The organism is Helicobacter pylori (assembly GCF_001653475.1).
Classification (GTDB): Bacteria; Campylobacterota; Campylobacteria; order Campylobacterales; family Helicobacteraceae; genus Helicobacter; species Helicobacter pylori_CM.
The window spans coordinates 1,231,145-1,244,087 of sequence record NZ_CP011487.1 but is presented as its reverse complement, the minus strand read 5'-3'; the positions used below and the strand labels follow the sequence as shown (position 1 = coordinate 1,244,087).

General features: G+C 38.7%; 16 protein-coding genes. 11 read left to right on the top strand and 5 right to left on the bottom strand.

All coding sequences use genetic code 11. The features are described from left to right. Nucleotides 1–315: 315 nt before the first annotated feature. From gap to AA974_RS07685, 5 genes are read left to right on the top strand one after another with little or no spacing between them, the layout of a single operon-like run. On the top strand, nucleotides 316–1,308 hold the full coding sequence (gene gap, locus AA974_RS06070; protein WP_064433820.1) for a type I glyceraldehyde-3-phosphate dehydrogenase: 993 nt from the start codon (nucleotides 316–318) through the stop codon (nucleotides 1,306–1,308). A 15-nt stretch (nucleotides 1,309–1,323) separates the two neighbouring features. Continuing rightward, nucleotides 1,324–2,532: a phosphoglycerate kinase gene (locus AA974_RS06065; RefSeq protein WP_064433819.1), complete on the top strand. Its 1,209-nt coding sequence runs from the start codon at nucleotides 1,324–1,326 to the stop codon at nucleotides 2,530–2,532. 15 nt (nucleotides 2,533–2,547) lie between these two features. Further along, nucleotides 2,548–3,510, top strand: a complete 963-nt coding sequence (corA, locus tag AA974_RS06060; protein WP_064433818.1) for a magnesium/cobalt transporter CorA — start codon at nucleotides 2,548–2,550, stop codon at nucleotides 3,508–3,510. Between the two features lie 6 nt (nucleotides 3,511–3,516). Continuing rightward, nucleotides 3,517–4,248, top strand: coding sequence for a TerC family protein (locus tag AA974_RS06055; RefSeq protein ID WP_064433817.1), 732 nt, complete (start codon nucleotides 3,517–3,519; stop codon nucleotides 4,246–4,248). A gap of 32 nt (nucleotides 4,249–4,280) precedes the next feature. Beyond that, nucleotides 4,281–4,427 (top strand): hypothetical protein, encoded by a 147-nt coding sequence (locus tag AA974_RS07685; protein ID WP_196207242.1) that lies wholly within the window; start codon nucleotides 4,281–4,283, stop codon nucleotides 4,425–4,427. 219 nt (nucleotides 4,428–4,646) lie between these two features. On the opposite strand, the gene AA974_RS06050 is transcribed toward AA974_RS07685, so the two are convergent. From AA974_RS06050 to exbB, 3 genes are read right to left on the bottom strand one after another with little or no spacing between them, the layout of a single operon-like run. Further along, nucleotides 4,647–5,501: an energy transducer TonB family protein gene (locus AA974_RS06050; RefSeq protein WP_064433816.1), complete on the bottom strand. Its 855-nt coding sequence runs from the start codon at nucleotides 5,499–5,501 to the stop codon at nucleotides 4,647–4,649. Then, nucleotides 5,467–5,856: a TonB system transport protein ExbD gene (gene exbD, locus AA974_RS06045; protein WP_064433815.1), complete on the bottom strand. Its 390-nt coding sequence runs from the start codon at nucleotides 5,854–5,856 to the stop codon at nucleotides 5,467–5,469. Before exbD ends, AA974_RS06050 begins: the two co-directional genes overlap by 35 nt. Beyond that, nucleotides 5,853–6,290 carry a TonB-system energizer ExbB gene (exbB, locus tag AA974_RS06040; protein ID WP_064433814.1) on the bottom strand — a complete coding sequence of 146 codons (438 nt, stop codon included), beginning with the start codon at nucleotides 6,288–6,290 and terminating at the stop codon, nucleotides 5,853–5,855. The genes exbD and exbB overlap by 4 nt, the downstream gene beginning before the upstream one ends. Nucleotides 6,291–6,614: 324 nt before the next feature. On the opposite strand from exbB, the gene nikR reads away from it, so the two are divergent. Together nikR and nadD are read left to right on the top strand one after the other, a co-directional pair. Continuing rightward, a complete protein-coding gene (gene nikR, locus AA974_RS06035) occupies nucleotides 6,615–7,061 on the top strand; it encodes a nickel-responsive transcriptional regulator NikR (protein ID WP_064433813.1) in 447 nt (148 codons plus the stop codon). Continuing rightward, nucleotides 7,054–7,569: a nicotinate (nicotinamide) nucleotide adenylyltransferase gene (gene nadD / locus AA974_RS06030; RefSeq protein ID WP_064433812.1), complete on the top strand. Its 516-nt coding sequence runs from the start codon at nucleotides 7,054–7,056 to the stop codon at nucleotides 7,567–7,569. The genes nikR and nadD overlap by 8 nt, the downstream gene beginning before the upstream one ends. Here the strand turns inward: nadD and AA974_RS06025 are convergent. After that, complete coding sequence (locus AA974_RS06025; protein WP_064433811.1) at nucleotides 7,566–8,327, bottom strand: J domain-containing protein; 762 nt, start codon at nucleotides 8,325–8,327, stop codon at nucleotides 7,566–7,568. The genes nadD and AA974_RS06025 overlap by 4 nt on opposite strands. Before the next feature lie 140 nt (nucleotides 8,328–8,467). On the opposite strand from AA974_RS06025, the gene mnmA reads away from it, so the two are divergent. Continuing rightward, entirely contained in the window at nucleotides 8,468–9,496 is a 1,029-nt protein-coding gene (gene mnmA, locus AA974_RS06020; RefSeq protein WP_064433810.1) for a tRNA 2-thiouridine(34) synthase MnmA, read from the top strand. A 43-nt stretch (nucleotides 9,497–9,539) separates the two neighbouring features. Here the strand turns inward: mnmA and AA974_RS06015 are convergent, their stop codons facing one another. Continuing rightward, nucleotides 9,540–10,670: a hypothetical protein gene (locus AA974_RS06015; RefSeq protein ID WP_064433809.1), complete on the bottom strand. Its 1,131-nt coding sequence runs from the start codon at nucleotides 10,668–10,670 to the stop codon at nucleotides 9,540–9,542. Between the two features lie 124 nt (nucleotides 10,671–10,794). Here AA974_RS06015 and dnaJ point away from each other — a divergent pair, with 124 nt between their 5' ends. Genes dnaJ through AA974_RS06000 form a run of 3 tightly spaced genes read left to right on the top strand, consistent with a single transcriptional unit; the run spans nucleotide 10,795 to nucleotide 12,942 of the window. Then, on the top strand, nucleotides 10,795–11,904 hold the full coding sequence (gene dnaJ / locus AA974_RS06010) for a molecular chaperone DnaJ (protein ID WP_064433808.1): 1,110 nt from the start codon (nucleotides 10,795–10,797) through the stop codon (nucleotides 11,902–11,904). 10 nt (nucleotides 11,905–11,914) lie between these two features. Then, nucleotides 11,915–12,601 carry an azaleucine resistance protein AzlC gene (gene azlC / locus AA974_RS06005; RefSeq protein WP_064433807.1) on the top strand — a complete coding sequence of 229 codons (687 nt, stop codon included), beginning with the start codon at nucleotides 11,915–11,917 and terminating at the stop codon, nucleotides 12,599–12,601. After that, nucleotides 12,595–12,942 (top strand): branched-chain amino acid transporter permease, encoded by a 348-nt coding sequence (locus tag AA974_RS06000; protein WP_064433806.1) that lies wholly within the window; start codon nucleotides 12,595–12,597, stop codon nucleotides 12,940–12,942. Before azlC ends, AA974_RS06000 begins: the two co-directional genes overlap by 7 nt. Nucleotide 12,943: the final 1 nt, after the last annotated feature.

The following is a 12,943-nucleotide window of genomic DNA, read 5'->3' as shown; positions in this document are numbered from 1 at the left end:
GCTTACTCCTTTGTGTGGTTTGGTTTGTGAGCTATAAATGGTTTGCAACTTTCTTTGAATTTCCTAAATAAAGTTATGAGATCTTTAAAATCTTTTTAAAAAAACATTCTTAATATCAAACACGAGAGTTTTGCTTAAGAACCTCTGAGTATAGTAACTTAGACTTAGCTTAGGCGAGCTCTAAAAAATTTTTGGGGCTGTTAAAGGCGATGAGGTTTTTAAAAGGATTATCCAATTTAATTTGATTAGGAGGATCAAGTAACCTTATTTAAGAGCGTTTGTGATAAAATGGCAATTTTTAAATAAAGGGAAAACATGCCAATTAGAATCGCTATCAATGGGACCGGACGCATCGGTTTGTGCGCTATAAGAGTCGCTAGTCAAAGAAAAGATATAGAAATCGTTGCTATCAATTCTACCGCTGAAACAGAAACTCTTTTGCATTTGATACGCCATGACAGCGTGCATGGGCATTTTGAAGCCAAATTAAACGCTAATAGAACCTTAAATATCGGGCATAGTAAAAATATTTTAGTGTTGAGTGAGCGAGACATTAACAAGCTTGATTTTTCTATTGCTAACGCAGAAATCATCATAGAATGCACCGGGAAATTCAATTCCCTAGAAGCTTCAAGCGCTCATCTTAAAAACAGCGTGAAAAAAGTCATCATCTCCGCTCCTGCACAAAATGCACCCACCTTTGTCTATGGGGTGAATCACACCAATTACCATAACGAAAGCGTGGTTTCTAACGCTTCTTGCACGACTAACGCTACCGCTCCTTTATTAAAAATTTTAGATGAAGCCTTTAAAGTAGAAAATGCGCTTTTAACCACCATCCACAGCTACACTAACGATCAAAACCTTTTAGACACCAAGCACAAAGACATCCGCCGCGCTAGAGCCGCCGGTCTTAATCTCATCCCCACAAGCACCGGCGTGAGCAAAGCCATTTCGCTAGTCTTACCGCATTTAGGTCCTAAAATCACAGGCCTTGCTATTAGAGTGCCTACCCCTAATGTGAGCTTAGTGGATCTATCTTTAAGCTTTAAAAAATCCGTGAGTAAAGCAAGCGTTCAGCATGCACTTAAAGACGCTTGTAAGCATGCCTTTAAGGGGGTTGTGAGCATTGATGAAGAAAGGCTTGTTTCAAGCGATTTTATTTCTTCGCCTTTTAGCGCGATCGTGATTGATGATCAGATCATGACAATAGGCGAAAAAAATGCTAAAGTATTGGCATGGTATGATAATGAAATGGGTTATAGCGAGCGTTTGATAGACATGGTGCAATATATAGCACAAAATTAAAAGAAAGGATTTTTCATGTTAGCTAAAATGTCGTTTATGCAAAATGTTAAAAACATTCAAGAAGTGGAAGTCAGCCACAAAAGGGTGCTTATTAGAGTGGATTTTAATGTGCCTTTAGATGAAAATTTGAACATTACCGATGACACACGCATCAGAGAGAGCTTGCCTACTATCCAATTTTGTATTGACAATAAGGCTAAAGATATTATTTTAGTGAGCCATTTGGGCCGCCCTAAAGGGGTTGAAGAAAAATTAAGCTTAAAGCCTTTTTTGAAACGCCTTGAAAGACTCTTAAACCATGAAGTGGTTTTTTCTCACAATATCGCACAACTCAAGCAAGCCTTAAACGAAAACGCACCTACAAGGATTTTTCTTTTAGAAAATATCCGCTTTTTAAAAGGCGAAGAAGAAAATGATGAAAATCTGGCTAAAGATTTAGCGAGCTTGTGCGATGTGTTTGTGAATGACGCTTTTGGCACGAGCCACAGAAAGCACGCCAGCACTTATGGCACCGCTAAATTCGCCCCCATAAAAGTGAGCGGGTTTTTACTCAAAAAAGAAATTGATTCGTTTTATCAAGCGTTTAACCACCCTTTACGCCCTTTATTGTTGATTGTGGGGGGGGCTAAGGTCAGCTCCAAACTCACCCTGTTAAAAAACATTTTAGATCTTATTGACAAGCTCATCATTGCCGGAGCGATGAGTAACACCTTCTTAAAAGCCTTAGGCTACGATGTGCAAGATTCTTCTGTAGAAGACGCTCTAATCAATGACGCCTTAGAGTTGTTAAAAAGCGCGAAAGAAAAAAAAGTCAAAGTCTATTTACCCATAGACGCCGTAACTACTGATGATATTCTTAACCCTAAACACATCAAAATTTCACCCGTCCAAGACATTGAGCCTAAACACAAGATCGCTGATATAGGGCCTGCGAGCGTGAAATTATTTTCTGAAGTCATAGAGAGCGCGCCCACGATCATATGGAATGGCCCTTTAGGCGTGCATGAAAAACAAGAATTTGCCAGAGGCACAACCTTTTTAGCCCACAAAATCGCTGACACTTACGCTTTCTCGCTCATTGGCGGGGGCGATACCATTGATGCGATCAACCGTGCGGGCGAAAAGGATAACATGAGTTTTATTTCTACCGGTGGGGGAGCGAGTTTGGAATTATTAGAGGGCAAAATTTTACCTTGTTTTGAGGTTTTGGATAAACGCCATTAACTCTAAGGATCGCTTATGGTGAATGTGTTTTTCAAACAGCAAAAATTTGTCATTAAAAAACGCTTTAATGATTTTAATGGCTTTGATGTAGAAGAAAATGAAGTCCTATGGTTTGAGCTCATCAACCCTACACCCAATGAACTGGCCACTCTAAGCCAAGAATACGCTATCCACTACAACACAGACCATTCCCAACGAGTCTCATCAGTTACCAAATATTGGGAAGACAGCTCCAGCGTTACGATCAACGCCTTTTTCACTAACCAGGATGAAAATGAGGCTTTCCGCACGGAAATGGCGACCTTTATTTTGTCTAATAACATTCTTTTCACGATTTATTACGGGACTTTAGAAATCTTTGATTCTATCCAAAAAAAGGTTTTAGCTAGCCCTAAAAAATTTGAAGACGGGTTTGACATTCTAACCAAAATCTTTGAAGTGTATTTTGAAAAAGGGGTAGAATGCCTAGAGTGGATCAACAAGCAAACGAGCTTGTTGCGTAAAAATATCATTTTCAAAGAAACTTCCACGCCTACGCATGAAAATGTTTTGATGCGCTTGTCCAATTTGCAAGAATTTAATGTGGCTTTAAGGGATTCCTTTTTTGACAAACGGCGCATTATTACCGCTTTATTAAGGAGCAATAAAGTGGATAGCGATACCAAAAATAATTTAAATATCATTTTAACCGATTTTAGTTCTTTAGTGGAGTCTACAACGGTCAATCTCAACTCTCTAGACAACATTCAAAACCTGTTCGCTTCTCAAGTCAATGTGGAGCAAAATAAAATCATCAAGCTCTTCACTGTGGTGACCATGGCGATGATGCCCCCCACTTTGATCGGCACGATTTATGGCATGAATTTTAAATTCATGCCGGAGTTAGAATGGCAATACGGGTATCTTTTCGCGTTGATTGTCATGGCGATTTCTACGATTCTCCCTGTGATTTATTTTAAAAAGAAAGGCTGGTTGTAGCCTTTCATGGAGTTTTTATCCTCACTCCTAGACGCTCTTTCTACAACGCATGGCATAGTCTCCTTGACTACGCTCACGCTTTTAGAAATCATTTTGGGGATTGACAATATCATTTTTATCACGGTGATGGTCTATAAACTCCCCAAACACCAGCAAAATAAGGCCAGGATTTTAGGATTAGGCTTGGCTATGTTTGCTCGTATAGGGCTTTTAGGGGGCTTGTTTTTCATCAGCCATTTGCAAAAGCCTTTATTCACTTTAATAAGCATGAGCTTTTCATGGCGTGATGTGGTGTTGCTTTTAGGGGGGGTGTTTTTAGCTTTTAAAGCGTTAGTGGAATTAAAAGATCAGATTTATCCTAAAGGAGAAAAACACCAAGAAAAAGCGTTTGGCTTTTTCATCACTTTAATAGAAATCATGTTTTTAGACATTGTCTTTTCTTTAGACTCTGTGATCACGGCTATTGGTCTTGCCAAGCATTTAGAAATCATGGTCGTTGCCATTATTTTATCCGTAATAGTGATGATGTTTTTTTCCAAAATCATTGGCGATTTTGTTGAAAAACACTACCGTGTTAAAACTCTAGCTTTAGTGTTTTTGCTCGTTGTGGGCGTGAGCTTGTTTCTAGAAGGCTTGCATTTGCACATCAATAAAAACTATTTGTATGCGGGCATTGGTTTTGCCTTACTCATAGAATGCTTGAATATCTTCATAGAAAAGAAAATGAAAAAAAGTTAAAAAGCGTTTTCTTAAAAACAAAATTAAAGAAGTTGTTTGCAAAAGGCTTTCATGCTTTTGCGGATAACCTGGATTGGCTAAGGAATTTAAGCGATTGTATTGGTTTGAAAGACCGCTTAAGCTATCGTATTTATTGGTCTGCAAGATCCTGTATCGCTTTGGTGTTTTTCACCATTTGAACCGCTTCGCTGATTTGATAGCCCGCACTCATATAAAACCCGTCATCTTTTAGCCCTTGATAATGAAGCTATGAGAGAAAGAGAGAGCAATAAGCAATAAATGGAATTTTATATGGCTAATTTTAGCTCTAAATTTCAGAGATTTTTTTGTAAATTGGGAAAAATGGGGATTTGATTCAACTTTTAAGGCTTAAAAACCGCCTTTAAAAGAAAGACTAGCTAGTCTTCTTTCAAGCTATAAGCGATAGGGATTTTTAGATGCACGGTTTCTTCTGGTTTAGGGAATAAATGCGCTGCGTTTTTAATGGCCTCTAAAGCCGCATGGTTTAAAATATCCGTCGTGTTGCTTTTGACTACTTTAATGTCCGTAACGCTCCCATCAGGATTGATCACAAAGCTCACTAACACTTCGCCCTCAATGCCCCTAATCTGCGCCATTTTAGGGTAGCGGTTTTTAGAAGAAATAGCGGTTTGGATCTTCATTAAAAATTCGTTGCTCACCCCTGGGTTATAAGCTTGAGCTTCAGAAGTCGCACCCTCAGAAGTCTTATTAGACTCTTCTTGCTTGTCTTTTTCTTTGACTATATCCTTAGTCGTTACTTGTTTAGGAGCGCTTTTTTCTTTAGCTTCCTCTTTAGCTTCTTCTTTTTTGGGTTCTTCTTTTTTTGGCTCTTCTTTTTTAACCTCTTCAACTTTAGGCTCAGGCTTGGGCTCAGATTTTGGCTTAGGCTCGGGTTTGGGTTTGGGTTTGGGTTTGGGTTTTGGTTTAGGTTTAGGTTTAGGCTTTGAAACCTCTTTTTTGGGTTCTTCTTTTTTTGGCTCTTCTTTCTTGGGTTTTTCTTTAGGCTCTTCTTTGGGCTTAGCCGATTCAGCATTGGTCTTTGTATTGGAATTAGTGTTAATGCTGGCTAAACTCATGGTAACCTTAGTGGTGCCAGCTTGTGCTAAAGGCGCTGGGGCCTCTTCGCGCAGCAAAAAATAACCAAACCCTATAGCGTATAGGGCAAAAGAGATTAAAAAGCTAACACTCGTTGAGACTTTACTTAGCTTCTGTGGAGATGGAGAAATTTTCATGATTATGCTCTTTTAAAATATCCATAATGCTGATAAAAGTTTCAAAACGAGAGCTTTTGTCACTTTTTAAGTCTATAAGGGTTTTAGGATCTGTTTGTTTGACTACAGCGCTCAAAGCTTCTAAACTCGTCGGTTTGTCATCTACGAAAATATTGTCATGCTCATCCACAGAGATGACTACCACTTTTTGATCGTTTGACTGGGATTTTTCCGCATTTTTAGCGTTAGGGAGATTGACTTTAATCTTACCTTGCGCGATAAAAGTAGAAACGCTTAACACAATCGCTAGCAAAACGAGCATGATATCAATAAAAGGGACAATATTCAGCCCATCGCCTCTTCTGATGCTTTTCATTTTTTCATGATCCTGAATTTTTCACTCAACACATCGGATTTTCTCAATAAGCCATTATATGCAATCAGCGTAGGGATCGCTACTGCAAGCCCTAGAGCGGTCGCTTTTAAAGCTAAAGACAAACCTACCATGATCGTTTTAGCGTCCATCCCGCCACTCACGCCCATGTCATAGAAAATCACCATAATCCCTAAAACCGTTCCCAATAAGCCCACATAAGGCGCGTTAGAATAAATCACATAGAGAATGGTTAGATTCTTGGTTAAATCCAAATTGAGGGCATCTATATCATCATAAGCTTTCAAATTGACTTTAGAATAAAAAATAACCCTTTCAATCACAAACCACAAAGCTAAAAAACTGGCCACGCCAAGCACCGCAAAAACAAATACATCCACATAACCTTTCAACATTTCCGTTGAAAAACCGCCCATAAAAACTCCTTGTCTATGATAGAATAATTCCCTTAAGATTAAAGCAACATGCAATACAGCCATACTCTAAGAGCATGCGCTCTTTAAGAAGCATTCGTTCGCATAAATGCTCCAAAATGATAAAAGAATGTTGTATTGTTGATTATATTGTTTTAATAATAACAAGTCAATTATAATTGACTTGGTAATTACAATCAAATTCAAACGCTCTTATGACCAACCATTTAAATCCAGTTTGTATTATAATTGTTAATTTTAAATTAATTCAATAATACTAGCATGAGCGGCTTTTAACAGACTCATGCCAAAAAAGGACTTTTTTCAATGGATACACCCAATAAAGACGATTCAATCATCCGCTTTTCGGTTTCTTTACAACAAAATTTATTAGACGAATTGGACAACCGCATCATTAAAAACGGCTATTCTTCTCGATCAGAATTAGTGCGCGACATGATCAGAGAAAAATTAGTAGAAGACAATTGGGCAGAAGACAATCCTGATGATGGGAGTAAAATCGCCGTGCTTGTGGTGATTTATGATCACCACCAAAGGGAATTAAACCAGCGCATGATAGACATCCAGCATGCCAGCGGGACGCATGTTTTATGCACCACGCACATTCACATGGATGAGCATAATTGTTTAGAGACGATTATTTTACAAGGTAATTCGCTTGAAATCCAACGCTTGCAATTAGAAATCGGGGGGCTTAGAGGGGTTAAATTCGCTAAATTGACTAAGGCGTCTAGCTTTGAACACAATGAATAGCGTCTTAAAATACAAAGAATTAGCGCTCTATGGAGGGAGTTTTGACCCTTTGCACAAGGCTCATTTAGCCATCATTGATCAAACTTTAGAATTATTGCCATCCGCTGAGCTGATTGTCTTACCCGCTTATCAAAACCCTTTCAAAAAGCCATGTTTTTTGGACGCGCAAACCCGTTTTAAAGAATTGGAATCAGCTTTAAAGGGAATAGATAGGGTGCTATTGAGCGATTTTGAAATCAAGCAAGAAAGGGCTGTGCCTACAATAGAAAGCGCGCTTCATTTTCAAAAACTCTATCGCCCCCAAACGCTTTATTTAGTCATAGGGGCGGATTGTTTAAGGCATCTTTCTTCTTGGACTAACGCCAAAGAGCTTTTAAAAAGGGTGGAATTAGTGGTTTTTGAAAGGATTGGCTATGAAGAAATCCAATTTAAGGGGCGTTATTTCTCTTTAAAAGGCATTGATGCACCGATTTCTTCTAGCGCGATTAGGGCTAGTTTAGGGGTTTAAGCGTGTTTTTTAATGTGGCGATAGGCTTCTTGAATGATAGCAAAGCGTTTGGCATAAAGAGCCTTGTTTTCTTTTAGATCGCATAAATCAGGGTGGTAGGTTTTAGCCAATTCTAAATAGCGCTTTTTCACCTCGCTGAAATTTTCATGCTTGATAAAACCTAACGCTTTATAGCATTCCCTTAATTTGCGCTCAGCCAAAGTAGTGTAGCTGTCCTTACCAAAGCCATTAGGATAGATGAAATTCAAGCATGCGTTATGGACGATCTTATTTTCATTGAGCGTTACAATGAGTTCCCAAAAACGCTCTGAATCGCCTCTTATATGCAATTCATCTTGGGTTTCTAAAAACACATAGCCACTAAATTTTTGGCGTAAAAACCGCTTGGCGATAGGGTGTTTGGTGATAAAAAGCACATATTCTGCCCCAAAGGTTAAAACTTTCACTTCTATTTTTTCTAAAAGCGTGTTTTGAGCCATGATTTTGATGCGTATGGGCAGGTGGCTTTTTTGTAAAATCTCTTCTAATGAATATTGGCTAATATCTTTTTCATGCGCGCATTCAAGGGCATGATAGACCCAATTAAGCAAGTAGTTTTTTTTGAAGCATTCCGTATCGTTTAAAATGAGTAACGATGAAGAGAGCATGTGGCACTGGCTGAAGTGTTTTTTAGCGTAGTTTAAAACTTTTTTCAATAAAGGGTGGCTGTTGGGGAGCGCGATTTGCGTGAATTTGGCTAACAATTCAATTTTGGCCATTGCCCTTATTTTCTCCATGCGTTTTGATGCGATTTTTAAAAATCTTTAGGTATTTTAGCATGCCAATGGTTAAAAAAGGTGGTTATGAATGGTTTTTGCGCTAGACTATGAGCTATAACTCATTGAATGAAAGATTAAAAATGAAAATAGCGGTATTACTCAGTGGGGGGGTGGATAGCTCTTATAGTGCTTATAGCTTAAAAGAGCAAGGGCATGAATTAGTGGGGATTTATTTAAAACTCCATGCGAGTGAAAAAAAGCATGATTTATACATTAAAAACGCTCAACAAGCGTGCGAGTTTTTAGGCATTCCTTTAGAGGTGTTGGATTTTCAAAAGGATTTTAAGAGTGCGGTTTATGATGAATTTATCAGTGCTTATGAAGAAGGGCAAACCCCAAACCCTTGCGCGTTGTGCAACCCTTTAATGAAGTTTGGGCTAGCTTTAGAACACGCTTTAAAATTAGGGTGTGAAAAGATCGCTACCGGGCATTATGCGAGAGTCAAAGAAATTGACAAGGTGAGTTATATTCAAGAGGCTTTGGATAAAACTAAAGATCAGAGCTATTTTTTATACGCTTTAGAGCATGAAGTTATCGCTAAACTGGTGTTCCCTTTAGGGGATTTGTTGAAAAAGGATATTAAGCCTTTAGCCTTGAATGCGATGCCTTTTTTAGGCACTCTAGAGACTTATAAGGAATCTCAAGAAATTTGCTTTGTGGAAAAAAGCTATATTGACACTTTAAAAAAGCATGTTGAGGTGGAAAAAGAGGGCGTGGTGAAAAACTTGCAAGGCGAAGTCATTGGCACGCATAAGGGCTATATGCAATACACGATTGGCAAACGCAAAGGCTTTAGCATTAAAGGAGCGTTAGAGCCGCATTTTGTGGTGGGGATTGACGCTAAAAAGAACGAGCTAATTGTGGGCAAAAAAGAAGATTTAGCCACGCGTTTCCTCAAGGCCAAAAACAAATCTTTAATGAAAGATTTTAAAGATGGTGAATATTTTATCAAAGCTCGTTACAGGAGCGTGCCTGCTAAAGCGTTTGTCAGTCTCAAAGATGAAACGATTGAAGTGGAGTTCAAAGAGCCTTTTTATGGCGTGGCTAAAGGGCAAGCCTTGGTCGTTTATAAAGATGACATCTTGCTTGGCGGGGGCGTGATTGTTTAAGGTTTTTACGCCTATAGCCTAATTTAGTTGCTTTTTTAAAAACTCACTCTTGTTTAAAATTTTCAAAGCTAGGGAACCCATGCGGATCTAAACGGATATTTTTAATAAGAGCTTTTCCACCGCTCAAGCCACCGCTCAAATGGAAGGGCTTTTTAGCCTGTTGTTTGGCTAAAAGGGCTAAAACTCGGGCGTTTAGTGCCATGGTTTCATTCAAAAACGCCATTTGCTTACTCAATTCGCTTAAAAATTCTATATTCAAGGTTTTTAGCGTATGCTCGTAATTGGCTAAGATTAAAGCATGCTTTTCTTTATTATTTTTAGCGTTTTTTAATTCTTTGTCTCGTTCTATGAGGGCGTTTTGGTAGCGTTGGTGCAATTGGTTAGCGCATGATTTTAGATTTTCTTTATCGCATAAAAAATGCGTTTTTAAAGTTTCCAGGCGTTTTTCTAAGGGTAAAAAGGTTTTTAGGGCGTCTTCTTTAGCTCGGATTTGGCTTTGAAGCTTGTTTGTAAATTTTTTCAAACGCATGGCTTTATAGGCTTGAAAATCATGGTTCATAAGAGCGTTGTATTCTAGGGTTTTGTTATGGGATTGTTGGTTATGGGCTTGGTTTTCTAAAACTTGATCGCATAAGGCGTTTAAAGCGCTCATCAAATCCAATCGTGAGAGCAAACGGGCGAGTTTAGGCTCTTTGAGTAAGAAAAGGGCGTTGTTTTGCTCTTGGACTTCTAAAGCGTTTGAAGCCTCTTCTAAATTCTTAACGCCGCTCAAATAAGGGCAATGCTCTTGTAAAAAAAGCGTTTGAGATTCTTCTATTAAGCGTTCTTGTTCCATGCCCTCTTTTAAGCGTTTTTCTAAAGCTTGTAATTTTTCTAATTCCAAAGCGCTCTGTTTCAATAACGCATCAGTGTCCATAAGGCGGATTTGGCTAGCGTTAAAAAAACGCCTTTGGCTGGTTAGAGTGCTGTTAGCCTTTTTGATTTCTTTAAGCTGATCCTGGTTGTTGGAAAGCACATTTTGATAGATTCTTAAACTTTCATTGAGTTTATAAAGCATGTCTGAGAGCTGTTCGTTAGAGCGCGAGAGCTTGGCGTTAGTTTGAGAATCAAAAGTCATCATTATCTGTGCGTTTGAAAAGGTTAGAAAAAATAAGAAAAAGCAAAAAAATCTCATGGAGTTATCTTTATTACTATAGTTTCATCGTGTTATTTTATCTAAGTTTTGGCATGCATAAAAACACGCAAACCTATCGCTTTTAAGATAAAATAAGCGTTTTGATGCCATTTTTGGAGCGATCGTGGAATTGAGTTATTATGAAATTTTAGAAGTGGAAAAACACAGCAACCAAGAGACCATTAAAAAGTCTTACAGAAAGCTGGCTTTAAAATACCACCCAGACAGAAACGCCGGCGATAAAGAAGCCGAAGAAAAGTTCAAGCTCATCAATGAAGCCTATGGGGTGTTAAGCGATGAAAAGAAACGGGCCTTATACGATAGGTATGGTAAAAAAGGCTTAAACCAAGCCGGTGCAAGCCAGAGCGATTTTTCTGATTTTTTTGAAGATTTAGGCTCGTTTTTTGAAGACGCTTTTGGGTTTGGCGCTAGAGGGAGTAAAAGGCAAAAAAGCTCTATCGCGCCGGATTATTTGCAAACCATTGAATTGAGCTTCAAAGAAGCGGTTTTTGGCTGTAAAAAGACCATTAAAGTCCAATACCAGAGTGTCTGTGAAAGTTGCGATGGCACGGGCGCTAAAGACAAATCCTTAGAGACTTGCAAGCAATGCAATGGGCAGGGGCAGGTGTTTATGCGTCAAGGTTTTATGAGTTTTGCGCAAACTTGTGGGGCGTGTAAAGGCAAGGGCAAAATCATTAAAACCCCATGCCAAGCGTGTAAGGGTAAAACCTACATTCTTAAAGATGAAGAAATTGACGCGACAATCCCTGAGGGCATTGATGATCAAAACCGCATGGTGCTTAAAAATAAAGGCAATGAATACGAGAAAGGAAAAAGAGGGGATTTGTATTTAGAAGTGCGAGTCAAAGAAGATGAGTATTTCAAGCGCGAAGGCTGTGATTTGTTCATTGAAGCGCCGATATTTTTCACCACTATCGCTTTAGGGCATACGATTAAAGTGCCGTCTTTAAAAGGGGACGAACTGGAATTAAAAATCCCTAGAAACGCCAGAGACAGGCAGACTTTTGCGTTTAGAAACGAGGGCGTGAAACACCCTGAAAGCTCTTATAGAGGGAGTTTGATTGTGGTATTGCAGGTGATTTATCCTAAAAGTTTGAATAAAGAACAGCAAGAGTTATTGGAAAAATTGCATGCGAGTTTTGGCTATGAGGGCGAGCCGCATAAAGGCGTTTTAGAAACCTGTATTTCTAAGTTTAAAGACTGGTTTAAATAAAAGGTTGTTGATGCATGATTTTCTAAAAGCCTTTAGAGACGCTTTCCCTCATACCATTTCTATCTTTTTAGGGTATTTGCTTATGGGAATGACTTTTGGGGTGCTTTTAGTCCAGCATGGCTATGATTATAAAGTCGCCTTGTTCATGTCGTTATTCATCTATGCTGGAGCGGTGCAATTTGTAGCGATCACGCTTTTAAGCACGCAAGCGAGCTTGATGAATGTCGTTATTGTGAGCTTGTTGGTGAATGCGAGACAGACTTGTTATGCGCTTTCTATGCTAGACAGGTTTAAAAACACCCAATGGCGTTTGCCCTATTTAGCGCATGCGCTCACGGATGAAACCTTTGCTTTATTGAATTTATACGCTCCTAAAGAGGGGGTTAGTGAAAAAGACTTTATTTTTAGCATTTCCTTACTCAACCACTCTTATTGGATTTTTGGCTCGTTGGTGGGTTCGTTAGTCGGAACGCATTTTTCTTTTGACACTCAAGGCATGGAATTTGTGATGACAGCGATTTTTATCGTGCTGTTTATGGAGCAATACAAACGCACCGCAAATCATAAAAACGCATGGCTTGGGATTGTTATTGCGGTTGTTTGTTTGGCGCTCTTTGGGACTGAATATTTTTTGCTCATCGCTTTAGTTTTAATGGTGCTTGCTCTTATTTTGTTTAAGAAGCAGTTAGAATGTTAATGCATTCTATACTCATTATTTTAGTCATCATATTAACGACTTATTTCACGCGCATTTGGCCTTTTATGGTGTTTAACGCTAAAAACCCCCCCAACGACTTTGTGCGTTATTTGGGTAGGGCTTTATCATGCTCAGTGATAGGCATGCTCGTGGTTTATTGTTTTAAAGACATTCAGATTTTAAAACCCCCTTATGGGATCAATGAAATCATTGCTTTTTTATCCGTTATCCTTTTACACCGCATTTTTAAGGTGTTTGTTTTAAGCATCACAATCCCTACCATTCTTTATATGGTTTTAGTCCAAAGTCATGTGTTAGAAAAGGCTTTTTTTAATTCCTAAA

Excerpts from the sequence above, each read along its gene's own strand:
- corA (WP_064433818.1), top strand. The coding sequence starts at position 2,548 with ATGGTGAATGTGTTTTTCAAACAGCAAAAATTTGTCATTAAAAAACGC.
- AA974_RS06050 (WP_064433816.1), bottom strand. The coding sequence starts at position 5,501 with ATGAAAATTTCTCCATCTCCACAGAAGCTAAGTAAAGTCTCAACGAGT.
- AA974_RS06025 (WP_064433811.1), bottom strand. The coding sequence starts at position 8,327 with ATGGCCAAAATTGAATTGTTAGCCAAATTCACGCAAATCGCGCTCCCC.
- exbD (WP_064433815.1), bottom strand. The coding sequence starts at position 5,856 with ATGAAAAGCATCAGAAGAGGCGATGGGCTGAATATTGTCCCTTTTATT.
- AA974_RS06000 (WP_064433806.1), top strand. The coding sequence starts at position 12,595 with ATGTTAATGCATTCTATACTCATTATTTTAGTCATCATATTAACGACT.
- mnmA (WP_064433810.1), top strand. The coding sequence starts at position 8,468 with ATGAAAATAGCGGTATTACTCAGTGGGGGGGTGGATAGCTCTTATAGT.
- AA974_RS06065 (WP_064433819.1), top strand. The coding sequence starts at position 1,324 with ATGTTAGCTAAAATGTCGTTTATGCAAAATGTTAAAAACATTCAAGAA.
- AA974_RS06055 (WP_064433817.1), top strand. The coding sequence starts at position 3,517 with ATGGAGTTTTTATCCTCACTCCTAGACGCTCTTTCTACAACGCATGGC.
- AA974_RS06015 (WP_064433809.1), bottom strand. The coding sequence starts at position 10,670 with ATGAGATTTTTTTGCTTTTTCTTATTTTTTCTAACCTTTTCAAACGCA.
- azlC (WP_064433807.1), top strand. The coding sequence starts at position 11,915 with ATGCATGATTTTCTAAAAGCCTTTAGAGACGCTTTCCCTCATACCATT.
- exbB (WP_064433814.1), bottom strand. The coding sequence starts at position 6,290 with ATGGGCGGTTTTTCAACGGAAATGTTGAAAGGTTATGTGGATGTATTT.
- gap (WP_064433820.1), top strand. The coding sequence starts at position 316 with ATGCCAATTAGAATCGCTATCAATGGGACCGGACGCATCGGTTTGTGC.
- nadD (WP_064433812.1), top strand. The coding sequence starts at position 7,054 with ATGAATAGCGTCTTAAAATACAAAGAATTAGCGCTCTATGGAGGGAGT.
- nikR (WP_064433813.1), top strand. The coding sequence starts at position 6,615 with ATGGATACACCCAATAAAGACGATTCAATCATCCGCTTTTCGGTTTCT.